We start from the raw sequence: 23,413 nt of genomic DNA, 5'->3' as shown, positions 1-23,413 counted from the left end.
CACAGATTTTCATGCTCAATCATCTGTAAAATTTGTGAGATCTGCGGGAAAATAAATAGGATAGCACTTATAATAAAAAAGGGCGGGAAAATTATCTTTTCACACCCCATAAGTTTATTTTTCCTCTATGCATAAAGCCAAGCTTTTCATAGAGCATTTTAGCACCTGTATTGCTTTCTGCCACATGTAGGAAAGGTGTTTTCCCATCCTCAAAGATCTTTCCGGACACAAAAGTCACCAGCTGTTTGGCCAGGCCTTTTCCCAGGTGATCCGTATCTGTGATCACAGCGCTTACCTCCGTCATATCATTCATCTGCATCCTTTCGCCCGTTACAGCCACTAATTGGCCATCTTTAAAAATACCGAAATAGCGTCCTAATTCAGGAGTTCTTGCTTTAAAGTAGTAAGGATAGAATTTCATCACAAATGCCAGAAGTTCACCATGATTTTCTTCTTTCAGCTCAATAATTTCCTCTGTGAAATCAATATTAATCGGATTTTCCAGAACATACTGATCACATACAAGTTGTGACAGATCCGTTTTTAAGTTTCCCAGGCCGGGACGCTCTCCGAAAATCAGAAAATCATCACAGATCTTAGTATATTCTGTAATGTCTTCTGCTTTTGAAACCATTGCTGCACCACCAAAAGAGGCAACTTCAGGGTTATAAAATTTCGTATCCCCGAAGTTGAAGCAGAACTTTTCGTGGTATTCATTAAGTGAATGATAAACAGGATTGTCTAGCTTGCCGTACATCAGTCGAAATTCATTACCTCTTCAAGGGTTTTCATGTATTCGTATGCTGTAAGATCAAACTTCACAGGCACAATTGAAATATATCCGTTGGCCAATGCCGTTTCATCAGCATCCTCAGAATCATCCATATTGTTGAAATATCCTGTTAGCCAGTAATACTTCTTTCCGTGAGGATTTACACGTTCGTCAAAGCTTTCTTCCCATTTTGCATTGGCCTGCTTGCAGACTTTGATGCCCTTTATTTCAGCGGCTGTCAGCTTAGGAATATTAACGTTCAGAACAATTCCTTTTGGCATTGGGTTTTCCAGGGTTCTTCTTACGATATTCTGGATATGCTCTTTTGCCTGGGTAAAATCTGCTTCCCAGCTGAAATCAAGAAGGGAGAATCCAATAGCCGGAATACCTTCCACACCGGCTTCTACAGCTGCAGACATTGTTCCGGAATAAATCACGTTGATTGAAGAGTTGGCCCCATGGTTGATTCCTGAAACAACAATATCCGGTCTTCTTGTAAGAATTTTGTCAAGAGCCATTTTTACACAGTCAACAGGTGTTCCGCTGCACGAAAAATCGGTCTGAGGTCCTTCAAGAGTTACTTCTTCATAGCTTAAAGTAGAATTGATAGTAATAGCGTGGCCTTTTCCACTTTGGGGAGAGTTGGGTGCAACGACAACAACATCTCCTATTTCGTTCATGAATTGTATAAGGTTTCTGATACCGGGTGCGGTGATTCCATCATCATTAGTAACCAGAATAAGTGGTCTTTCCATAAAAAAATTTAATTTTAACAAAAATACTTAAAACTATCCGATAATTATAAATAAGGTATTAAATTTGATAGTTTGTAACAGCGAATTAATTGCTGCTACAAATTGTAGTATATATTTTAAAAAAAATTAATAAAAAGACAGTTTATGTGGAAAAATTTCAAACTGAATAAATTTTTACTCCTAATTCCATTGACAAGTCTAATGTTTTGTTTCAACTCGCCAAAGAACGACGATGAAAAGATGCAGACGATTATGGTGAGCGTAAAGAATACACTTTCTTATTTACATTACAGCCCGAAACCCATCAATGATGCCTATTCCAAGGACGTTTATAAACATTATTTCGAACTGGTAGATCCTGCAAAAAGATACTTTCTGCAGTCGGATATGGACGAATTCAGCAAGCATGAGACCAAGCTTGATGACTATATCGGCCAGGGTGACCTTACCTTCTATAAGCTGACGATCGACAGGCTTTACCAGAGAGTAGATGAAATCGATAAAATCACTCAGGATATTTTCAGCAAGCCTATCAACCTTCAGGAAGATGAATCGCTGACTCTTGAGCCTAAGCTTAAAAAAGTGCCTGTTAATAAGCAGGAACAGTATAACGAATGGAGAAAGTATATTAAGTACAATATTCTTCAGGAGATCGAATCTATGAATAGCAAGGAAGAGGCCCAGAAGGAGAAGAAAGACTCTGTTCAGAAATATAAATTGAAAGATACCATCAAATATCAGCCGCTTAATCAGGACCAAAAGATCAAAAAAGCAACTGATGAGGTGAAAGACCTGGTAAAAGATACCTTTACAAGATTCAAAAAGAGAAAGAAAATGGATTGGTTTACCGTGTATATGAATGCCTATACCGAAGTATTCGATCCGCATACCAACTACTATTCTCCAAAAGATAAAGAAGATTTTGACACTCAATTTACCGGAAAAGTGATAGGTATCGGAGCTCTGATCCAGGAGAAAAAAGGAAATCTTTTCCTTGGAGCTTTAACGATTGGTGCACCGGCCTGGAAGTCCAAGCAGCTTTCAGAAGGAGATAAAATCCTGAAAGTAAGATCAAAACCGAAAGAAGATGCCGTAAATGTAGTGGGAATGCTTTCTGATGAAGCCGTAAGACTTATCAGAGGTGAAAAAGGAACACCGGTAACACTGACAGTTCAGAAAAAAGACGGAACAATTAAGGATGTAACGATGATCCGTGAAGAAGTAGCTATTGAAGACACTTTCGCAAGAAGTATCGTAGTGAATTCTCCAAACGGGAAGAAATACGGATTCATTAACCTTCCAAGCTTTAACGCTGATTTTGAGGATGCTAAAGGAAGAAATGCTTCTGATGACATCAAAAATGAGATCATCAAGCTTAAACAACAGAACATCGAAGGAATCGTTCTTGACCTTAGAAATAACGGAGGTGGATCATTAACTGAAGTAGGAGATATCATGGGACTTTTCATGGATGCAGGACCTTATGTACAGGTGAAAGACGGAAACGGAAAAATCCAGACCCTGAAGAACAAAAACGAAACTCCGATCTGGACAGGCCCGTTAGTGATTATGCAGAATGAACTTTCTGCTTCGGCTTCTGAGATCTTAGCCGGAGTAATGCAGGATTATGGAAGAGCAATGATCATTGGTTCTCCACAGTCTTTCGGGAAAGGAACAGTACAGACTTTCGTAGACCTGAACAGATTCCTGAATACAGAAGATGATTTCGGATCTTTAAAACTGACCATCCAGAAATTCTACAGAATCACAGGAGAATCTACCCAGAGAAAAGGAATTGTTTCCGATATCCAGATGAAAGACTTCTTTACTTATGCTGAGGTAGGAGAAAGATATGATGATTATGCTTTGGCCTGGGATAAAATTCCAAGCACAAACTTCCAGAAACTGAATTATTTCAATATTCAGGCTCTTGAAAAAGCAAGCGCAGACAGAATGGCTAAAAACAGCAACTACCAATTATTGCTAGAATCTGCCCAGTGGAGAGAAAAGCTGGATAAAGAAGAAAGCATCACGCTTAATATCAACAAATTCAATGAGTTGATGAAGCAGAGAAAAGCTCAGATAGAAAAATTCAAAGCTTTAAGCAAGTTCGAGAATGGTCTTAAGTTCATGATGTATCCAAGCGAATTGGAAAGAGAGAAAAAAGACGAAGCATTCAAGAAAAAATCTGAAATGTGGATCAAGAATCTGAAAAAAGATCCATACTTACAAGAAGCTATGAATATCGTTTCCGATATGGGAGCAAAATCATAAAATAATAAAAAAGGCGCTGATCGAAGATCAGCGCCTTTTTTATGGCAATAGAGAATTATTTAATTTCTACACATCCCACTCTTCCGCCCGCATTTCCGGTAGGCTGAGTATGGAAGTCATCTGCAGCAGCATGTACAATTAATCCTTTTCCGATGATGTTTTTAGATTCATCTGTACAACCCAGGCACCATTTGGTGGTTTTGAAAGTAAGGACAGCTTTTCCGCTTGCGTCAGCAGTAAGGTTTCCTATATCTCCCATGTGGAAATGTTCGGCACCCCATTTTCCGTGGTCGTCTTTAGCAGGATTCCAGTGCCCGCCTGTAGAAGTTCCATCGGCTGCAGAGCAGTCTCCTTTCTCGTGAATATGCACCGCATGAATACCTGGAGTAAGATTGGTAACCTCAAGTTTCATTGTCACTTCTTCTCCTTTCTGGGTAAACTTGGCCGTTCCGCCCGTCTGAGTTCCGCTCTTAGCGTTAACAGTGTACGTTTTTGTCGTGCAGCATGAAGCCGCTAAAAATGCACACCCCGCCAGTAATGCTAATGTTTGTCCTTTCATTTTTAAATGATTTAAAGTGATTTTAACGATAAATTTATAAAACATTTTCCGAAAGACTTTATGATTTCAGTCCTTTTTTTCGAAAACAGCAATATCTGACAAATGAAAAAGGATGGATCTTAATACCTTTACCGATCAGTATTTTTAAATGGAGGAACACAAAAAAAGAATTATTAAAGCAATAGCATACATTGATAATAATCTGGATGCAGATCTGTCCCTGGAAAAAATGGCAGGAATTGCCATGTATTCTTCCTTTCATTTTCACAGGATTTTTAAGCTCATTACCGGCGAAACACTCCAGAATTATATCATTAGAAAAAAAACAGAAAAAAGCGCTTTTTACCTGGCCGTAAAGAAGGATATTGAATTGAAGGAACTCTATCTTGATCTCGGGTTTTCCAACCATTCCGTTTTCAGCAAGACCTTTAAAAAATATTATGGAATATCTCCGACTGCCTTCAGGAATTCCGCACCCGAAACTTTTCACAAGATTTTACAGATACAGAGCAAGAACGGACAAATGGATACAGTTTTCAGCCAATACATTTGCAGTATAGAAAACTTGTTAAACTGTACCAAAATGAATTTAAAAATCGAAGTAAAAGAACTGCCGGAAATGAATCTGGCTGCGGTAATGAGTTTAGGAATTGCCAATGTGGAACCTTCTTACAATATTCTCATAGACTGGGCGAAAAAGAAGAAATTGTTTCCCCGTGAGAACGTTAAAATGATGTCTGTGTATCATGACAGCTTTAAAGTAACTCCGCCCGACAAAGTGAGAATCCATGCATGTATGCTTCTGGATAAAAATCTTGAAAAACAGGAAGGTCTGGTATTTCCGGAAACCATACATGCCGGAAAGTTTATTGTAGGAAGCGGGGAAGTGACCCTTCACGACTTTGAGAAGTGCTGGGTTTCTCTTTTTTTATGGATGAATGAGCATCATTATTCTATAAGAAAGGCATTTCCATTTGAGATCTATCACACCAATTTCAGGGAGCATCCGGAAGGCAAGATGATCGTGGATTTCTGCATTCCGGTTCATTAATTTCCCATTCAGAAGCCAAACTATGCCTTTCAGTAAAAATTATTTTAACGAAAGGCATATTCCGTATTATTTTTGATCCGAAAATTAACTCCATGAAAACACAAGGAAATAAACTTTTACTGCTGATTGCTTTTCTATCCTTCATCGCAGGATATTCGCAGGTCAGAATCTCAGGAAAAGTGACGTTTAAAAGTAAAGGCATTGGCGAAATAAACGTCACATTAAAAGATACTTATGACGGTGCCACTACAGATGCTCAGGGAAACTTTTCCTTTGAAACTTCAGAAAAAGGAAACCATATCCTGACTTTTACCCATCCAAAATACCAGCAGGTAGAAAAAGCCGTTGTTATTGATAATCAGGATATTTCAGTCAATACAGAACTTAAAGAACAGATCAGTGAAATTGATGCTGTAGTGGTTTCTGCAGGTTCTATTGAAGCCAGCGATAAAAAAAGAGCGACAGCCCTGTTGACACCCATTGATATTTATACTACGGCAGGAGCGGACGGACAGATTTCTTCAGCTTTAAATTACCTTCCGGGCGTCCAGAAGGTTGGGGAAACCGAAGGTCTTTTCATCAGGGGAGGAACAGGAACAGAATCCAAGATCTTTATGGACGGAAGCCTCATCAACAACTATTTCTCGAATTCAGTTCCGGGAATTGCAGGAAGAGACCGTTTCAATACCTCTCTTTTTAAAGGCAATATCTTTTCAAGCGGTGGATATTCTGCATTATACGGACAGGCACTTTCGGGAGCTCTGATGCTTGAAAGCGTGGATCTTCCGGACCAAAGCTCTTATGACTTCGGGGTATCGCCTATCTTTCTCAGTGCAGGATTTCAGAAGCTGGGAGCAGATAAAAACCATTCTTTCGGGGCAACTCTTGGATACTCACTTTTAAGTGCTATGCAGAAAGTTTTTAATTTTAATACAGATTTTATTGATGCTCCTCAGGGCTTAAATGGTGATTTTAACTTCAGAATTAAAACAAAATCAGGCGGATTCCTGAAATATTATGGAATGTATGACTCCAATAAAATGGGGGTAAGAACGGAAAGCCTGGAACCGGAATACGATTTTGCCCTGGTAAGACTTAAGGGAAAAAACACTTATCATAATCTGTCTTTTAAACAGAAATTCGGGAAATATCTTCTGAATGCAGGAACCTCTTATTCCTACAACAGATCCGATCTTAATTTTTCCACGGAAACGAATGATACAGAATCAGGCAGAACTGAGCTTTTAACAGACGGAAATTACATCAATTTTAAAGCGGTTCTGGAAAGAAAGATCAACAAGATCAGTGCAGTGAGAGCCGGTTTTGAATTGAATAATACCAATGAGAACCTGAATTTCGGGGAAGTACAGAAAAATTATAAAGATCTTATCTCATCCGTATTTGCAGAAACCGATCTGGGATTCAGCAATGCGCTGTCTGCCAAAATAGGAGTGAGGGCTGAAAATTCTTCTTATTTAGGAAAAAGCAATATTGCACCCCGTTTCGCACTGGCTTACCGCCTGGCAAAAGACTGGACGACCTCCTTTGCCTATGGACTTTTTTATCAGAATCCCGAAAGTAAATATATCAACTGGCCTGCAGATCTTGATTTTCAGAAATCCCAGCATTATATTTTCCAGGTTCAGAGAGCATCAGAAGGTAGAAGTCTTCGTTTTGAGGCCTTTTACAAAAAATACGACCAGCTGATCAAAACATTTAATATCACACCGGACAAAGAGCAGAACCAGCAGGTACAAACTGCTTTAAATAATAACGGCTTTGGCTATGCAAAAGGACTTGAACTCTTCTGGAGAGATAAAAAAACCTTTGAGAATATAGATTACTGGATCAGCTACTCTTTCCTCGATTCAAAGAGAGACTTTATCAACTATCCTGTAAGCCTGAAACCGAATTTTGCTTCTGCACACACGCTTTCTGCTGTAGCTAAAAGGTTTATTCCAGAATGGAAACTGGGTGTAAATTTATCTTACACCTATTCCAAAGGCCGTCCTTATTATGATATTGCTACAAAAACTGAAAATAACAATGCGATCAACTATATCAGAAATGAAGGAAGACTGAAAGATTATAATGCTTTGAACATCAGCTTTAATTATCTTCCGAATCTTGGAAAGAAAGACGCTAAAGCCTTCACTGTATTTGTATTAAGTGTTTCCAATGTTTTGGGTTCTAAAAACGTATACGGATATAATTTTTCCCTGGATGGATCCAGAAGTTCGGCAGTGGTTCCACCGGTCAATACTTTTGTATTCATAGGAGCCTTCATCAGCTTTGGTGTCGATAAAACACAGGATGCCATCAACAATAATTTATAAAAAAGTAATAACATAGATCATAGATAATAACAAAATACATAACTTCGGACAACAAATTAACTAACTAAAAAATTGATATAATGAAAAAATACCTTTTAAGTTTTGCTTTAGCTTTTATGAGTTTAACAGCTTTTGCACAGGCAGATTACGAAAAAGTAATGGCTGAAAAAATCGCAAAAATAGAAACCTGCAAAACCCCGGAAGAATTCCAGACACTGGCTAATGATTTCCAGAGAATCGGAAGTAAGGAGAGCTCAAAATGGCTTCCTCCATACTATGCAGCCTTCTCCCAGATCCAGAAAGGAAGACTGATGATGAGAAACGGGAATATGCAGGCACTGGATGAAACTGCTGAACAGGCGGACAAATACCTGGCATCTGCCCAGAATCTTGCAGGAGCCGACAATGCAGAGATCCATTTGCTGAAAAAAATGGCGGCTTCTTTAAGAATGATGGTGAACCCGGCACAGCGTTATATGACAGACGGAGCCAAGGCTACGGAAGAAATGGGAATTGCAGAAAAACTGGATCCTTCAAACCCGAGAATCGCTCTTATCAAAGCAGAAGACACTTATTTTACCCCTGAACAATATGGAGGAAGCAAGACTAAAGGATTGGAAATGTTTAAAGAGGCGATTACCAAGTTTAATGCTTACAAACCTAAAACGGCCTTAGATCCGAACTGGGGCAGAGCAGAAGCGGAATATTTCATCAATATGCCTAAAGCTGAATAATAAAGAAACCTTAAACCTTCCTTACACGGAAGGTTTTTTTATGCCGTTCAGGAAACAAAATCCGCCCTTCGGTAAAAAATAATTTCAGATACCTTTATTAAAGATTAATTTTGAGCTAAGAAAACGGATCATGAAACGCAGATACTTTATTTCATTACTTTGGATATCATTGGGAACAGCACTGTTCTTCTTCTTGTTCTTTAATGAAAGGACTTTAAAGAGCTTTATAATGACACTGCTGCTCTCCACGATGTATTCCTTTGTATTGGGAGTAGGAAACGGTCTGATTAATGATTTCCTCAATAAAAAGTTTCCCTGGTCCGAAACAACGAGAACAAGAGCCATTTTAAGTATTATTTCCATTATTATCGGGAATTTTATCCTCGTGTATTTCTGTAATTATATGAATTATGTGGTGATTCAGAAAGTGGCAACTACAGAAGAGTTCTTTTCCAAAAAATATGGCGTCACCAATTGGTTCATGATTAATATCGCTCTTCTTATTTCCGCATTTCTTCATGCAAAAGGCTTTATGGAAGAGCTGAAAAAAACATCACGGAAAGAAGTTGTAGAACAGAAACTCATCGCAAAATCTGCCAATGCGCAGTTTGAAAGCCTGAAAAACCAGCTGGACCCTCATTTTCTCTTTAACTCCCTGAACGTACTGAGCTCACTGATTGATGAAAATCCTGCTCAGGCTCAGAAGTTTACCGCTTCAATGTCAAAGATTTACCGCTATGTGCTGGAGCAGAAAGACAAAGAACTTGTCACGATAGAGGATGAAATCGAATTTGCAAAAACCTACTGTGATCTCTTGAAAACAAGATTCGAGGACAGTGTAGATTTTATTTTTGATGTTAAAAAAGAAGATTACAGGAGATATGTAGTTCCGCTTTCCCTCCAGCTTTTACTGGAAAACTGCATCAAACATAATTTTGCCACCTCTTCAAAACCTTTGGTGATTAAAATATTTTCGGATAACGATACCCTTTGTATTGAAAACAACCTTCAGGCAAGAGAGCAGATGAAGGAAAGTGCAGGAATAGGTCTGGCCAATATTGTTCAGCGTTATGCTCTGCTTACCAAGAAAAATGTTTTTATTGAAAAATCAGAAGACTATTTTAAAGTAAAAGTTCCGATACTTGTCAGTAAGCCAAACAGTACCAGCGTAAAGAGCGAAGATGAAAACGGATCTTACGAGAAAGCCAGGAAAAGGGTAAAAGAGCTGAAAAGCTTTTATGCCAATTTAATTTCCTACTGTACGGTGATCCCTTTTTTAATTATTATCAACCTTATGACTTCATCCAAAGACTTATGGTTCTATTATCCGATGCTGGGATGGGGTATCGGCCTCGCTTCTCATGCATTCCGCGTGTTTGGGGTCGGAGAATCCTGGAAAGAAAGGAAGATCCGGGAAATTATGAACAAACAAAAAAACAGTGACCATGAAAGATTATGATGAAAATGACATCCGGTATCAGCATGCAAAAAGGCAGGTAGAACGGTTAAGCAGATTTTACAGGCACCTGTTCATCTACATCGTTGTAAATATTTTAATTGTTTTCTATAATTGTAAACATTTAGATCCCGGGGAGAGTTATTTCCAGTTCAAAAACTTCTTTACCGCTACCTTTTGGGGGATTGGGCTGGTGGCTCATGCAATAAGCGTTTTTCTTCCCAATGTCGGCTTTGTCAGAAACTGGGAAGAGGAAAGGATCAGGAAAGAGATGAAGAAGAATAAAGAGTAATTAAAGGCTAAATTGTCTTTGTCCTGTAAGAAAATATTTTCGACTAAGGATAGTTTTAATAAGATCAGATGTTGTATAATGACCTGATAAGCTCTTTTACCTTTTTGCTATGTACCATTTACCAAAAAAACTAAAAAAATGAATCCACTACAAATTCTGTTCACCATTTCAATGGTCGCCTGGTTTCTCACGGAGATCCTTTACAAAAATATGCTGAAATCCGGTAAAGAAGACAGCAAGGATAAAGATAAATCGACTTTAAACATTCTATGGGTTGCTATTCCGTTTTCCATTGCAGCTTCAGTTACAGTTTCTAATATCACAAAATTTCCTATTGCAGAAGGCATCTGGATATTATATTTGGGTGAAGCTTTTATTCTTATCGGAATTGTTTTCAGGTATATCATCATCAGGTCTTTAGGGAAATACTTTACAGTAGATGTGACGATAAAACAGGACCACCAAATCAAAAAAGAAGGTTTTTACAAATATTTAAGGCATCCTTCCTATGCTTTTTCTCTGCTAACCTCTTTAGGATTAGGACTATATCTTAATAACTGGATTTCTTTGCTGCTGGCTTTTCTTCCGCCGTTTTTAGCCTTCATTTACAGAATTAAAATTGAAGAACAGGCCCTGATAGAAAAATTTGGAGAAGAGTATCTGGAATACAGGAGAACCACAAAAAAGCTTATCCCGTTCATTTACTGATCCTGTTCGGAGCCAATAACAGGCATTTAATCTTTCTTTTTACCATTCAGTAATCATATTCTACCATTCGGTCATATAAAGTTGATAAGAGCCTTGTTTCTGACCTACCTTTGATTCAACAAAAAATAACAAACCAATCTTTAAATTAAGAATTATGGAAACAATAGGATACACTAAAGAAACATTAGCTTACGAAAAAGCAGCAAAAAGAGTAAAAGAACTGAAAGGGTTCTACGGAAACCTTACTTCATATTGTTTGGTCATTCCATTCCTGCTTGCCCTGAATCTTCTTACTTCTCCCCAACATTTATGGTTTTACTGGCCGATGCTGGGATGGGGAATCGGGATCGTAGCTCATGCAGTCAATGTTTTCGGGATAGGGAAAGAATGGGAAGAAAGAAAGATCCAGGAACTGATGAAACAGGAGAAAAACAATACAAAAATATTATAATCACCTTAAAAATTTAATAATCATGGATTACAATAGCGCATACGAAAGAGTCAGCCAATTAAAAAAATTCTATAAAAACCTGTTTTGGTTTGGAATAGTAACCGGGTTTATTTTTCTTGACGATATTTTTGAAGAGGGAACCATTAATTTCTCTTTATTCGACGGATCTGTCATCCTTTTGATATGGGGAATTGTTTTAATGGTAAAAGCAGTAAAACTATTCCTTTTGGATACAGAATGGGAAAACGATATCATAGAAAAAGAAATGAAAAAGAGCAAAAAGAATATTAACTTTTAATCTTTCCGTTTTTTATCTAATTTTATCCCTGCTAAAACAATAACCATGATCAAGACTGTCATTATTGAAGATGAAAAACCCGCCTCACGGAAGCTGGAAAGAATGCTCAGTAACTTTCCTGAGATAGAAGTGGTTGCTAAAATAGAATCGGTAGAAGAAGGAGTAGCCTGGTTTTCCGAAAATGAACATCCACAGCTTATTTTTTCCGACATCGTTCTTGGAGACGGCTTGTCATTCGATATCTTTGAAAAAACACCTACCAAAGGGTTTATCATTTATACCACAGCTTTTGATCAGTATACCCTGAAAGCATTTAAGCTGAACAGCATCGATTATCTTTTGAAACCTATCCTGGAAGAAGATCTTTCCGGAGCGGTAGAAAAGTTCAAATCATTTATACCGGCAAGCAATACGACAGGTTCCGAGGACATCAAGCAGCTGATCAGGAAAGAAAAATCTACATTGTCAAGAGTTCTGGTGAAAATAGGATATAACCTGAAAATTGTCCAGACCCACGAAATAAGCTGTTTTTTCAGTGAGAATAAGATCGTATATCTCCAGACCGCGGAACGCGTTTATCCCTCAGATTTTACGCTGGATGAGCTGGAAGATATTCTGGATGAAAAAAAATTTTTCAGGGTAAACAGGCAGTTTATTATCAATTCCGATTACATAAAAAACATTCATACCTCACCTTACTACAAAGTGGATATGGAGTTTCAGCCTCAGGAAGAGATTACCGTCAGCCGGGACAGGGTAAAGGATTTTAAAGAATGGCTGGTAGGCTAGGATAATACCAGATTTCAGACATCAGATTTCAGGTCTTAATAGCCGCAGCTATAATAACCTAACTCAAACCTTAAACTTTAGGCCTTAAACTTTAAACCCGAATCCGCACCTCGCAACCCGAACCGCATCTACCTGTAATCTATCCTGTTAGCTTCAGTGTCTTCAAGCTGTTTAATAATAGATTGCGGGATTTCATCACTGTCAATCGGAAAGCTGATAGAGTCCGCAATAAAGGTCTTTCTGTCTGCTTTCTGAAATATTTCAAACAGGGCAATAGGCTCCTGGTTAAAACTGATACACGTACTTATAAAATGCAACTCATGGAGCTTATATTCTGGATTTTTGAGCTTTTCCTTGATATCTTTTATCCTTGAGATAAAATGTCTCTGGCGGATAAATGTATTACTGTTCATGATGATGAATACATAATCCGAATAGGCCGTCACCTTCCCGAAATACTTATGGTGATCTCCGCCGCTTCGCTCAATATAGTATTCCCCCGAAGTCTCGGATTTGTAGATTTCCATTGCTGAACGCCATATACGGTTGTCCTTTGCTTCCGATGGATTATCTGGTAAATTCCTGTTGTAAGAATACCAGCAGCCAACCAAACGGTCCAGAAGGGCAGTGTTTTGGCGGGCATTATCCATATCAATTCTCAGGTCATTAAAATTAAATGCTCCCGTATGCGAATTAATGAAATCAATATAATTTGAATATCCAAGGACTTTAACGATAAGACTTAATTTGGCTAAATTCGGTTTGCTTAAAACCGAATTTTCGTTGTGATAATATTTCTTTAATTTGTTGATTATCAGATGTTCATAAAGATAGTTTAATCCCAGGACATCAGCAGCTTTTTTAATACCTTTCTCCTCATTGTCACGGATGATGAGGTCATTAATTTCCGCAACGATATAGGACCATTCCGTTTTCGTAACATCTTCCCAACAGTTTTTCTTTAAAAAATGCAGGCTGAGAAAATTCATCAGTTTCTCAAGATGCAGAATATCTTCCTTTTTCATAAGACTAATTTAAGATTTTTTTAAAACCAAAAAATACAGCTACAAGACTTTTATATTTTAAAATCAAATGATATTTGAGTAGAAAACAAAAAGTTAACACAATGAAAACAGCAATCTTATTAAAAGACGAAACCCTTTGGGACAGGATCCGGAGTTTTTCATTAGATGCTTCGGGGGCTGATTTTCCTTTTTCGAAAAAACTGGCTAAAGAAGAAAACTGGACCTTAGATTTTACTAAAAAAGCCATAGAAGAGTATAAAAAGTTTGTTTATCTCTGCTGTATTTTGCCAAACGGAGCCTCCCCAAGTGAAACGGTAGATAAAGTATGGCACATGCATCTTATTTACACCCAAAACTATTGGGAAGAATTCTGTCCCAATATCCTGAAAAGGAAACTTCATCATCATCCTTCAAAAGGAGGAATGATAGAAAAGGAAAAACATCAGAACTGGTTTACAGATACATTAAAGAATTATCAGGAAGTATTTCAGCAGAAAGCACCGGAAGAGATCTGGGGCGAAAGGAAAGAAAGGGCTAAAAGAAAATCAGGGTTAAAAAGAGCGGCTGCCTTCTCTCCAATTCTGATTTTACTACTGCTGTATTCTTGTACGGAAGAAACCGGGATGGGAATGTTTGTTACAGCAGTTATACTTGGAATTATTTTTATTGTTGGAGTAATAACATCAAATATAAGGGACAACGAAGCTTCTGAACATCATAAAAAAGACAATCAGAATAATGATGGAGGAGGCTGTAGTGGAGGTTCAAGCTGTAGTGGAGGAGGCTGTGGGGGATGCGGTGGCGGTTGTGGTGGCTGTGGGGGATGCGGTGGCTAAAAAACAGAATTATGAAAAAGATCATCATTCACTCAATACCAATATTGATAGGCTTTATAGGACTGGCTATATTTTATCATACGATGAATCCCATTATTTTAAGAGGTCCGGATTTTTTAAAATTTTATTTTAGCCTGGTCATAGGATTTTACCTTTCAGTTATTTATTTAAAATTCTTCAAAGAAAGGCTTTCAGAAATAACCCTCTGTTTTATGATTTTCATTTTCCTTTTAGGCGTGGTCAAATTATTCAGAGGATTGAGCTTAGACCGTCCGGTCGGAATTTTATTCAGTATTCTGGTAATAGAAGCTATTGTTAATATGATTTTTATGTCAACTGAATTCAAGGATAAAATTAAACGCTAAAAGTCCAATACAATAATTAAAAGAAAACCCGAAACAAAAATGCTTCGGGATTTACAGAGACCGGTAAGAGGTCTTTTCTATTTTTTAGGCAATAACGCCACTTCCTATCAGTTCTTCACCAATATACCATGCGGCAAACTGTCCTTCGGCAATGGCAGACTGTGGCTCCTCAAATTCAATATAAGCTGCATTTTCAAGCTGATAAAGAGTGGCTTTCTGTAAAGGCTGTCTGTATCTGAACCGAGCCATTACTTCCATAGAGCCGCCGTTTTCCAGCTTCATATCCTCACGTGCCCAATGCACTTCGGATTGATCTATTTTTAATGCTTTTTTATGGAGTCCCGGGAAGCTGTGGCCTTCACCTACGAAAATAATGTTGTTTTCCATATCTCTGGAAACCACAAAACAGCTTTCTTTATGGCCGCCGATGCCAAGACCTTTACTTTGCCCGATTGTGTAAAACTGGGCACCCTGATGCTTTCCGATTACTTTGCCGTCGGTTTTTTTATAATTGATTTTCTGAGACAGGTATTCCAGCTCTTCTTCTTTTGAAGAAAATTCAGGTTTTTCTGCCGAAAATAAAGGTGAATCTTTGAAAATTTCTACAATTTCCCCTTCTTTAGGGACCAGTTGCTGTTGCAGAAACTGGGGAAGGCTTACCTTTCCGATAAAACAGAGACCCTGGGAATCTTTTTTATCAGCTGTGACAAGTCCGATCTCTTTAGCAATTTCCCTTACCTGAGGCTTTGTCAGTTCTCCGATCGGGAAAAGAGCTTTAGACAGCTGTTCCTGACTCAGCTGGCACAGGAAATAAGACTGATCTTTATTGTTATCCTTTCCTGCAAGAAGATGGAAAATTTCCTTTCCGTTTTCATCGAAAGTAGAATTTACCTGTGCATAGTGTCCTGTAGCTACTTTATCAGCACCTAAAGACATTGCTGTTTTCATAAAAACATCAAATTTAACTTCTCTGTTGCACAGAACATCTGGATTAGGGGTTCTCCCTTTCTGATATTCATCGAACATATAATCAACGATGCGCTCTTTGTAGAGCTCACTCATATCGATCACCTGGAAAGGAATTCCCAGTTTCTGGGCCACCATCAGGGCATCATTACTGTCCTCAATCCACGGACATTCATCCTCAAGGGTCACGGAAGCATCGTTCCAGTTTCTCATAAACAGAGCTACCACATCGTGCCCCTGCTGCTGTAGAAGATATGCTGTAACGCTGGAATCTACACCTCCGGATAATCCTACTACTACTTTCATTGTATTTCAATTTTACGAAACTCTTAACGGGAGTTCTTAGTTTGACGGGGCAAAAATACAACTAAATAAATTCGTAAAAAAACCATAATTTTAAACATTGATAAAAACGATATTAATATGAAAAAATTTATTATTCCTCTGATGCTGGTGATATCAGGATCATTATTTTCCCAGGTTTCAATAGGTACGGGTTCACAACAAAATAACAGATGGACCTTCGGTGGCGGGATTGGTGTTGGATTCGGAAGCAACAGCGCATTTTATCTTCAGGCCTCCCCACGAGTAGGATACAAAATTACCGACGACCTTGAAGGCGGTGTGGTGGGAAGCATTTCCTGGCAAACCTCCGATTATTATAAATCAACGATGTTCGGGGTGGGACCTTTTGTCAACTATTACATTGCGAGGTCTTTTTATGTAGGAGCGAATCTTCAGCAGTATTTCATCAATTATAAAGATAAATTTTATGATTACAAAGTGAACGAGCAGGAAACTGCACTGTACCTTGGCGGAGGGTATATGCAAAGGATTGGAGCCAATTCTTTTATGCAGCTGGGGTTGATGTATAATGTGCTTTGGAAAGAAAATTCAAGTGTGTTCTCCAGCGGACTTGTCCCTAATATCGGTTTCGTTGTAGGGCTTTAATCTTTCTAAAGACTTTACATATCCCAATAATTAATTTTTAAGTATTTATGTAAATTCGTGGCCGGATAAAAACTCAATGATCAATAGGAGCGGGCTTTAGCCCGCTTCATTTTTTTAACATATTTAATTCGGCTTTAGCCAAAAATCTATTAAAAAACAAAAAGCACCGGATTTCCGGTGCTTTTCTATATAATTATAGTAATCAATTATGATTGAGAAGACTTTTCAGTTGTCTTTTTTGCTTTTGGAGCTTTTCCAATTAACGCATCTTTTGTATCGTTAAGATCCAGGATTACTGTTTCTCCTTCAGATAATTGCTTGTTAACCAGCATTTCTGCCAATAAGTCTTCAATATATTTCTGAATGGCACGTTTCAATGGTCTTGCACCAAAATCTTTATCCCATCCTTTTTCAGAAATGAAATCTTTTGCTTCTTCAGTTAACTCTACTTTGTAGCCTAGTTTTTCAAGTCTGCTATAAAGTTTGCTCAGTTCAATATCAATAATTTTCTTGATATCATCCTGTACAAGAGAATTAAAGATCACAATATCATCAATTCTGTTTAGGAATTCAGGAGCAAATGCTTTCTTAAGGGCATTTTCAATGGTGCTTCTTGCTCTTGTGTCTGAACCTGTCTTTTTAGCTGAAGTTCCGAATCCTACACCGTCTCCGAAATCTTTAAGATCTCTCGTTCCGATGTTTGAAGTAAGGATGATGATTGTATTTCTAAAATCAATTTTTCTTCCCAAACTGTCAGTTACATGACCCTCATCTAGGATCTGCAGAAGGATATTGAATACATCAGGGTGAGCTTTTTCAATCTCGTCCAGAAGAACCACAGCATAAGGTTTTCTTCTTACGGCTTCAGTTAACTGACCACCTTCTTCGTATCCAACGTATCCCGGAGGAGCTCCCACTAATCTTGAAACCGCGAATTTCTCCATGTATTCACTCATATCGATACGGATCAGAGATTCATCAGACTCGAAAAGTTCTCTTGCCATTACTTTGGCAAGCTCGGTCTTACCAACCCCGGTTGTACCAAGGAAGATAAAAGTACCGATAGGACGGTTCGGATCTTTAAGACCAGCCCTGTTTCTCTGGATTGCCTTAACAACCTTTTTCACAGCATCTTCCTGACCGATTACTTTTCCGTTCAGTTTTTCATCCATCTGAGCTAATTTATCAAGCTCATTTTTACCGACTTTGGTTACCGGAACACCGCTCATCATAGAAACCACTTCAGCCACATTTTCTTCAGTTACGGTTTCTTTTTTCTCTTTAACATCTTTGTCCCATTTTTCCTGGGCCACATTCAGTTCCATCTGGAGGCGTTCCTCTTCATCCTTAAGCTTTCTGGCTTCAAGATAATCCTGGGCTTTTACAGCTTTCTGCTTCATTTCCTTGATGTCTTCGATTTTCTTTTCAAAATCAATGATCTCGGTAGGAACTTTCATGTTTTTGATGTACACACGTGAACCGGCTTCATCCATGGCATCAATAGCCTTATCCGGTAAGAAACGGTCTGTAATATATCTCGATGTCAGATTGACACACGCTAAAATAGCTTCCGGAGTATACACTACATTATGGTGTTCCTCATATTTATCTTTGATCTGATTAAGAATCTGAATCGTTTCATCAATGGAAGTAGGTTCTACCATTACCTTCTGGAATCTTCTTTCCAAAGCTCCGTCCTTTTCAATATACTGACGGTATTCATCCAGAGTAGTAGCCCCGATGCATTGAATTTCACCCCTTGCCAAAGCAGGTTTGAACATATTGGAAGCATCCAGACTTCCTGTAGAACTTCCTGCACCTACAATGGTGTGAAGCTCATCAATGAATAGGATGACATCCCTGTTTTTCTCCAGCTCGGTCATGATGGCCTTCATTCTTTCTTCAAACTGGCCACGGTATTTTGTTCCGGCTACTAAACTTGCCAGATCCAGCGTGATCACACGTTTTCCGTAAAGAACCCTGGATACTTTCTTCTGTTGAATTCTCAAAGCCAGTCCTTCTGCAATAGCAGATTTACCAACTCCGGGTTCACCAATAAGAAGCGGGTTGTTTTTCTTTCTTCGTGATAAGATCTGAGAAACTCTCTCAATTTCTTTTTCACGGCCGATGACAGGGTCTAATTTTCCATCTCTTGCCAAAGAAGTCAGGTCTCTACCAAAGTTATCCAATGTAGGAGTTTTACTTTTTGCAGAGCCTAAATTTCCTGTAGGCTTTCTCATCTGCTCGAATTCCTCTCTTTCATCGTCATCATCATAAGCACTCATTTGTGGTGACTGCCCGGAATTTTTAAGCATAGTCTGGTATTCTCTTGAAACTCCTTCATAATCGATGTCGTAAGCTCCCAGAATATTTGAAGTAGGGTCCTCATATTTGTAAAGAATGCCTAAAAGCAAATGAACGGTATTAATTTCATTGCTCTTGTATTGTCTGCATTCCAGTTCAGCACGTTTGATGGCATGATCTGCCATCTTAGTGAAAGAAATATTAGTAACCTCCTCAGAAATAGGATTAAGACTTGCTGTATTTAGAGTTTCAATTTTTCTTCTGATTTGTGTTAAATCCGCATTAAGGTTTTGAAGGATTTCTTTTGCAGAGTTTTCTGTTTTTATAATACCTAAAAGTAGATGTTCTGTATTAAGAAATTCACTTTTGAGCCTCTTCGCTTCGCTCTTGCTTTGTTTGAACACCTGGCTCAAACCTTGTGAAAACTTATAATCCATAATATATCTCATTAGAATAACGGCAGCGTTGCCATTTATTCATTATCTAAATTACAAATATTTTACCAAAAATCAATTAATGACTTTATGGCAGAAAAAATTTTATTATCTTATTGAAAATGATTAAGTTTGTGATCCTTTAAAATTTCCCCATGAATCCCGAAATTACTACATATATCGGTTATTCTGCATCAATATTCATAGTGCTGAGCTTCATATTAAAAGATGTAAGAAAAATCAGAATTGTCAATATGATAGGCTGCATCTGCTTTGTCATTTATGGCATTTTTAACGGAATGCTTTGGCCTGTCATTATTCCAAACGGACTGATCTGCTTTATCCAGATTTATCATTTGCTGGCTGGAAATAGAAAGCAATGAAAAAAAAAGTAATTACTTCTGCTTTCAGTAATCTGTACACGGATCAGCGTATAGAGAAGGTATGCAGGACTTTATATGAAGCGGGCTACCAGGTGGAACTTATTGGTAATGACTGGAAAGGGGCGGAACATATGGAAAGGCCTTATCCGTTTTCCCGGATTCATCTGGATTCAAAGAGCCTTAAAACAGCTTACTTTGAATTTAACTGGAAACTATACCGGCAGTTAAAGAAAAAAGCGGATCAGAATACCATTCTTCATGCCAATGATCTGGACGCACTGCTGCCCAATTATCTTATCGCCAAAAAGCTGAATATTCCGCTGGTTTTTGACAGTCATGAAATTTTTTCAGAAATGCCTGCAATTCAGGGCAAAATGTCACAAAAAATCTGGAGGTATCTTGAAAAGAAAGTCATTCCCAACCTTAAATTCATGATCACAGCGAGTGGAAGCTATGCAAAATGGTTCCGTGAAAAATACGGAATTGATCCGGTTGTCATCCAGAATGCTCCGAAAAAGGTTGATTTTACAATGGAAATTCCTGAAAACAATCCTAAAATACTTTTGTACCAGGGAGCGATCAATCCTTTTCGCGGAATCGACAAGGCTATTCTGGCGATGCATCATCTTGAAGGAGTGATTTTCAAAATAGCAGGTGACGGACCCAGAAAAAAAGAATATGAAGATCTTGTCAGTAAAGAAAAACTTCACCATAAAATTCAGTTTTTAGGAAAATTAAAACCGGATGATTTAAGAAAGATCACGGTAACAGCTGATGTGGGAATGAGTATTGAGGAAAATGGAGGTGAAAGTTATCTTTATTCACTGCCGAACAAAGTTCTGGATTGTATTCAGTCCCGGGTCCCCTTGATACTCTCAAGCCTGCCCGAAATGCAAAATATCAAAAGCAGATTCGACATAGGAGAGATTATCAAAGATCACAAGCCCGAAAATATTGCCGCTGCCGTGCAGAAAATTCTTGATAAAGGAAGAAAAAACTATCAGGCTGAACTTGAAAAGGCTTCCAAAACTTTCTGCTGGGAAAATGAAGAAATTAAATTATTGAATGTTTTTGAAAAGGCATCGGAATAAATAATCTTTATAAAAATGATATCTTTGCATTAAAATTTGTTAACAAAATGACCATTAAACAAAAACAGCAGGAAATAATCGACGAATTTGCATTTCTGGATGACTGGGAACAAAAATATGAATATATTATTGATCTTGGGAAAGAGCTGAAAGGGTTGCCGGAAGACCGCAAAACGGATGATAATTTAATTAAAGGCTGTCAGAGTAAGGTGTGGATTGATGCTGAGTTTAAAGATGGTAAACTTTTTTTTAATGCAGATTCCGACGGAATTCTTCCAAAAGGGATTGTTTCTCTACTCGTCAGCATTTACAGCGGGCATTCTACTCAGGAAATCCTGGATTCTGATTTTGAGTTCATTTCTGAAATTGGGCTTCAGGAGTTTCTTTCGCCATCCAGAGCAAACGGATTAATGGCGATGACAAAACAGATCAAATTTTACGCAGTTGCCTATCAGCTAAAATCGTAACCGTGACCAGAATTTTAGCATATCGTTTTTCTGCTTTTGGCGATGTCGCGATGACGGCGCCTGTCTTTAGGGAATTCCTGGAACAGAATCCGGATGTGGAAATCATCATGGTTTCGAGGAAAAACTTTGAAAGCTTATTTGCTGATATACAGAATGTTACATTTAAAGGAATTAATCTTGATGAATATAAAGGGATCTTTGGATTGACAAGGCTGGCGAATGAACTGGCTAAAGAGTTTAATCCCGATTTTATAGCGAATCTTCATGATGTAATAAGAACCAAAATCCTTGATAGAATTTTCAGAAGAAAAGGATTTAAGGTTTTTAAAATTAATAAGGGGAAAGAAGAAAAAGAAGAGCTTACAGACGTCTGGAACCTGAATAAAGTTCAGTTGAAAAAGACTGTTGAGCGCTATGCTGATGTTTTCCGAGCTATGGGCTTTAGGGTTGAGCTTTCTCATAAGCTTAGGCCGGCGCCGGGACCGAAATCAGGAATAGGCCTGGCTCCTTTTGCACAGCACAGGGGAAAAATGCTCCCTTTGGAAAAATCTTATGATCTGGCAAAAATTTTGGCTCAAAAACATCCCATCTATTTCTTTGGTGGCGGTAAAAAAGAAACAGAAACCCTTGAAAAATGGGAAAGAGAAATTCCCAATACCAAGAGCCTTTCAGGAAAATTAAGTCTTTCAGAAGAGCTTCAGAAGATCTCTGAACTGGAGCTGATGATTTCTATGGACTCTGCCAATATGCACCTTGCAAGCCTTGTGGGGACCCGGTGTGTCTCAGTTTGGGGTTCAACTCATCCTTATGCGGGCTTTTTAGGCTTCGGACAGAGCGAAGATGATGTTGTCCAGGTGAAAGATCTTACCTGCAGACCTTGTTCTGTTTTTGGAGATAAAGAGTGCTACAGGGGAGATTGGGCTTGCCTGGAAGAGCTTAATATTCAGAAAATAGTAAAAGCGGTCAATCTTTAAAAATAATTTTACTCATTTCCTCTGCTTTAGCGTCATCAGAATAGTTTCTTTCCAGAATGTCTTTCCTGGTTTCGTATTCGTTATAATCCTGTACTGCGGTTTCAATGATCTGCTGCCGGATCTCATCTGAAGTGGAACCAAAACGGCACAATTTCGTCAGGGTTTTATCGTCTGTAATATTCTGATTGATAATCACAAACCGACTGTTATACAATGCATTAAACAGTTTTACTTTTGTTCCGGAATTCTGATAGGAAAGCAGAATATTGGCATGGGCGTGTTCAAAAAGCCGGTGAAGGTTCTCTCTGGTTTCAATGGGAACAAGGCTTATATTATCGATGTTGCTGATTTTCTTTTTTAAATCATCACCGGCACGGTCGGATGCCACTACAAGTTTGTACTGGGGAAGAGCTTTAAACATTGTGATGGTTTCTTCGAGCGCCCGTTTATTGTCTGAAATGCTTAAATCACCATGAAAAAGGAAATAATCTCCTTTTTTAGTCAAAGGTTTTACAGTTCTGTTGCCGTGAAAAATATGAATAAGCTGTGCATTTTCCGAATAGCTTTCCACATCGTTGAATTCCTTCTCAGAAAGACAGAATACAGCATTAAATTCCTTAAGAAGTTTTTTCTGGTAATCAGCAAACTTTAAAGATTCTATCCTGTAAATGATCTTTTTGAAAATGTTTTTTTCAGAAGAAGAAAGCCCTTTGTAATATTCAGCTTCATTGTTATGAAACCTCAGATAAAGGCTACAGCCTCTGTTTTTAAGCCTTCTGATGATTGGTGTGGTTTGCAGTCCTTCAAACAAAATGGGAGCCTTTACACTCATCAGGTTTTCAAAAAGAGTATCGGAAGTCCTTATAGAGGCCGCAAAGGGAACCTTTGAAAAGTAATGCAGAGGATTTTTCTTTTTTTTGTAAAAAAAAACGCTTTCTGTAATGTTTTTGACTTCCTGATCAACAGTTTCGGGAATATCGTCTACAAAACAATGAAGATGAATCTTTACACCAATTTCCGCCAGGGCTTTGATCTTATAATAAACATCAATAATACCGCCGTAAGAAGGAGGGTAGGGGTAATTGAACGATATAAGATGAAGTTCCTTCAAAAACAGTTTATTTAAGGCTGTGAGATCACAA

Annotated in this window: 24 protein-coding genes; 17 read left to right on the top strand and 7 right to left on the bottom strand. The window is 38.2% G+C overall.

Features of this window, described 5'->3' with window-relative positions:
• Positions 1-91: 91 nt before the first annotated feature.
• Together BUB03_RS09715 and surE are read right to left on the bottom strand one after the other, a co-directional pair.
• Entirely contained in the window at positions 92-757 is a 666-nt protein-coding gene (locus tag BUB03_RS09715; RefSeq protein WP_073062395.1) for a GNAT family N-acetyltransferase, read from the bottom strand.
• Positions 757-1,527, bottom strand: coding sequence for a 5'/3'-nucleotidase SurE (gene surE, locus BUB03_RS09710; RefSeq protein ID WP_040993014.1), 771 nt, complete (start codon positions 1,525-1,527; stop codon positions 757-759). Before surE ends, BUB03_RS09715 begins: the two co-directional genes overlap by 1 nt.
• 144 nt (positions 1,528-1,671) lie before the next feature.
• Between surE and BUB03_RS09705 the strand changes: the two genes are divergently transcribed.
• The gene (locus tag BUB03_RS09705) at positions 1,672-3,801 is read left to right on the top strand and encodes a carboxy terminal-processing peptidase (RefSeq protein WP_040993018.1); all 2,130 of its coding nucleotides are present in this window, start codon (positions 1,672-1,674) and stop codon (positions 3,799-3,801) included.
• A gap of 55 nt (positions 3,802-3,856) precedes the next feature.
• Here the strand turns inward: BUB03_RS09705 and BUB03_RS09700 are convergent, their stop codons facing one another.
• Positions 3,857-4,360, bottom strand: coding sequence for a superoxide dismutase family protein (locus BUB03_RS09700; protein WP_048501736.1), 504 nt, complete (start codon positions 4,358-4,360; stop codon positions 3,857-3,859).
• Between the two features lie 148 nt (positions 4,361-4,508).
• Between BUB03_RS09700 and BUB03_RS09695 the strand changes: the two genes are divergently transcribed.
• The 9 genes from BUB03_RS09695 to BUB03_RS09655 all read left to right on the top strand — a co-directional run bounded on the left by BUB03_RS09695 (position 4,509) and on the right by BUB03_RS09655 (position 12,475).
• Positions 4,509-5,411 (top strand): AraC family transcriptional regulator, encoded by a 903-nt coding sequence (locus tag BUB03_RS09695; RefSeq protein ID WP_073062392.1) that lies wholly within the window; start codon positions 4,509-4,511, stop codon positions 5,409-5,411.
• A gap of 92 nt (positions 5,412-5,503) precedes the next feature.
• Positions 5,504-7,747 carry a TonB-dependent receptor gene (locus BUB03_RS09690; protein WP_073062391.1) on the top strand — a complete coding sequence of 748 codons (2,244 nt, stop codon included), beginning with the start codon at positions 5,504-5,506 and terminating at the stop codon, positions 7,745-7,747.
• Positions 7,748-7,827: 80 nt separating this feature from the next.
• A complete protein-coding gene (locus tag BUB03_RS09685; protein ID WP_048501536.1) occupies positions 7,828-8,481 on the top strand; it encodes a hypothetical protein in 654 nt (217 codons plus the stop codon).
• Between the two features lie 130 nt (positions 8,482-8,611).
• Complete coding sequence (locus tag BUB03_RS09680; RefSeq protein WP_040993022.1) at positions 8,612-9,940, top strand: 2TM domain-containing protein; 1,329 nt, start codon at positions 8,612-8,614, stop codon at positions 9,938-9,940.
• A complete protein-coding gene (locus BUB03_RS09675; RefSeq protein ID WP_073062388.1) occupies positions 9,927-10,229 on the top strand; it encodes a 2TM domain-containing protein in 303 nt (100 codons plus the stop codon). Before BUB03_RS09680 ends, BUB03_RS09675 begins: the two co-directional genes overlap by 14 nt.
• 138 nt (positions 10,230-10,367) lie before the next feature.
• Positions 10,368-10,937 carry a methyltransferase family protein gene (locus BUB03_RS09670; RefSeq protein ID WP_073062386.1) on the top strand — a complete coding sequence of 190 codons (570 nt, stop codon included), beginning with the start codon at positions 10,368-10,370 and terminating at the stop codon, positions 10,935-10,937.
• A 154-nt stretch (positions 10,938-11,091) separates the two neighbouring features.
• Positions 11,092-11,388, top strand: a complete 297-nt coding sequence (locus BUB03_RS09665) for a 2TM domain-containing protein (RefSeq protein WP_073062384.1) — start codon at positions 11,092-11,094, stop codon at positions 11,386-11,388.
• Between the two features lie 22 nt (positions 11,389-11,410).
• Positions 11,411-11,686 carry a 2TM domain-containing protein gene (locus BUB03_RS09660; protein ID WP_073062381.1) on the top strand — a complete coding sequence of 92 codons (276 nt, stop codon included), beginning with the start codon at positions 11,411-11,413 and terminating at the stop codon, positions 11,684-11,686.
• A 45-nt stretch (positions 11,687-11,731) separates the two neighbouring features.
• Positions 11,732-12,475, top strand: a complete 744-nt coding sequence (locus BUB03_RS09655; protein ID WP_083538892.1) for a LytR/AlgR family response regulator transcription factor — start codon at positions 11,732-11,734, stop codon at positions 12,473-12,475.
• Between the two features lie 128 nt (positions 12,476-12,603).
• Here the strand turns inward: BUB03_RS09655 and BUB03_RS09650 are convergent, their stop codons facing one another.
• Positions 12,604-13,500 carry a hypothetical protein gene (locus BUB03_RS09650; protein WP_073062379.1) on the bottom strand — a complete coding sequence of 299 codons (897 nt, stop codon included), beginning with the start codon at positions 13,498-13,500 and terminating at the stop codon, positions 12,604-12,606.
• 101 nt (positions 13,501-13,601) lie between these two features.
• Here BUB03_RS09650 and BUB03_RS09645 point away from each other — a divergent pair, with 101 nt between their 5' ends.
• Both BUB03_RS09645 and BUB03_RS09640 read left to right on the top strand, forming a co-directional pair.
• Complete coding sequence (locus BUB03_RS09645; RefSeq protein ID WP_073062376.1) at positions 13,602-14,336, top strand: glycine-rich domain-containing protein; 735 nt, start codon at positions 13,602-13,604, stop codon at positions 14,334-14,336.
• An 11-nt stretch (positions 14,337-14,347) separates the two neighbouring features.
• On the top strand, positions 14,348-14,701 hold the full coding sequence (locus tag BUB03_RS09640; RefSeq protein ID WP_073062373.1) for a hypothetical protein: 354 nt from the start codon (positions 14,348-14,350) through the stop codon (positions 14,699-14,701).
• Positions 14,702-14,785: 84 nt separating this feature from the next.
• Here BUB03_RS09640 and mnmA read toward each other — a convergent pair whose 3' ends face one another.
• Complete coding sequence (gene mnmA / locus BUB03_RS09635) at positions 14,786-15,973, bottom strand: tRNA 2-thiouridine(34) synthase MnmA (protein ID WP_073062370.1); 1,188 nt, start codon at positions 15,971-15,973, stop codon at positions 14,786-14,788.
• 117 nt (positions 15,974-16,090) lie between these two features.
• Here mnmA and BUB03_RS09630 point away from each other — a divergent pair, with 117 nt between their 5' ends.
• Complete coding sequence (locus tag BUB03_RS09630) at positions 16,091-16,618, top strand: hypothetical protein (RefSeq protein ID WP_040993036.1); 528 nt, start codon at positions 16,091-16,093, stop codon at positions 16,616-16,618.
• 206 nt (positions 16,619-16,824) lie between these two features.
• Here BUB03_RS09630 and BUB03_RS09625 read toward each other — a convergent pair whose 3' ends face one another.
• The gene (locus BUB03_RS09625) at positions 16,825-19,359 is read right to left on the bottom strand and encodes an ATP-dependent Clp protease ATP-binding subunit (protein WP_073062775.1); all 2,535 of its coding nucleotides are present in this window, start codon (positions 19,357-19,359) and stop codon (positions 16,825-16,827) included.
• A gap of 152 nt (positions 19,360-19,511) precedes the next feature.
• Between BUB03_RS09625 and BUB03_RS09620 the strand changes: the two genes are divergently transcribed.
• Genes BUB03_RS09620 through BUB03_RS09605 form a run of 4 tightly spaced genes read left to right on the top strand, consistent with a single transcriptional unit; the run spans position 19,512 to position 22,271 of the window.
• Positions 19,512-19,739: a uroporphyrinogen decarboxylase gene (locus tag BUB03_RS09620; RefSeq protein ID WP_073062364.1), complete on the top strand. Its 228-nt coding sequence runs from the start codon at positions 19,512-19,514 to the stop codon at positions 19,737-19,739.
• Complete coding sequence (locus BUB03_RS09615) at positions 19,736-20,830, top strand: glycosyltransferase family 4 protein (protein ID WP_073062362.1); 1,095 nt, start codon at positions 19,736-19,738, stop codon at positions 20,828-20,830. Before BUB03_RS09620 ends, BUB03_RS09615 begins: the two co-directional genes overlap by 4 nt.
• 47 nt (positions 20,831-20,877) lie before the next feature.
• Positions 20,878-21,297 carry a SufE family protein gene (locus tag BUB03_RS09610; protein ID WP_040993040.1) on the top strand — a complete coding sequence of 140 codons (420 nt, stop codon included), beginning with the start codon at positions 20,878-20,880 and terminating at the stop codon, positions 21,295-21,297.
• A gap of 2 nt (positions 21,298-21,299) precedes the next feature.
• A complete protein-coding gene (locus tag BUB03_RS09605; RefSeq protein ID WP_228417820.1) occupies positions 21,300-22,271 on the top strand; it encodes a glycosyltransferase family 9 protein in 972 nt (323 codons plus the stop codon).
• Here BUB03_RS09605 and BUB03_RS09600 read toward each other — a convergent pair.
• Positions 22,261-23,382 carry a glycosyltransferase family protein gene (locus BUB03_RS09600; RefSeq protein ID WP_073062358.1) on the bottom strand — a complete coding sequence of 374 codons (1,122 nt, stop codon included), beginning with the start codon at positions 23,380-23,382 and terminating at the stop codon, positions 22,261-22,263. The two genes, BUB03_RS09605 and BUB03_RS09600, sit on opposite strands and share 11 nt — an antisense overlap.
• Positions 23,383-23,413 lie beyond the last annotated feature (31 nt).

It is taken from the genome of Chryseobacterium oranimense, from assembly GCF_900129755.1.
Classification (GTDB): Bacteria; Bacteroidota; Bacteroidia; order Flavobacteriales; family Weeksellaceae; genus Chryseobacterium; species Chryseobacterium oranimense.
The sequence above is the reverse complement of the archived record's forward strand: the minus strand, read 5'-3'. Positions and strand labels throughout refer to the sequence as shown.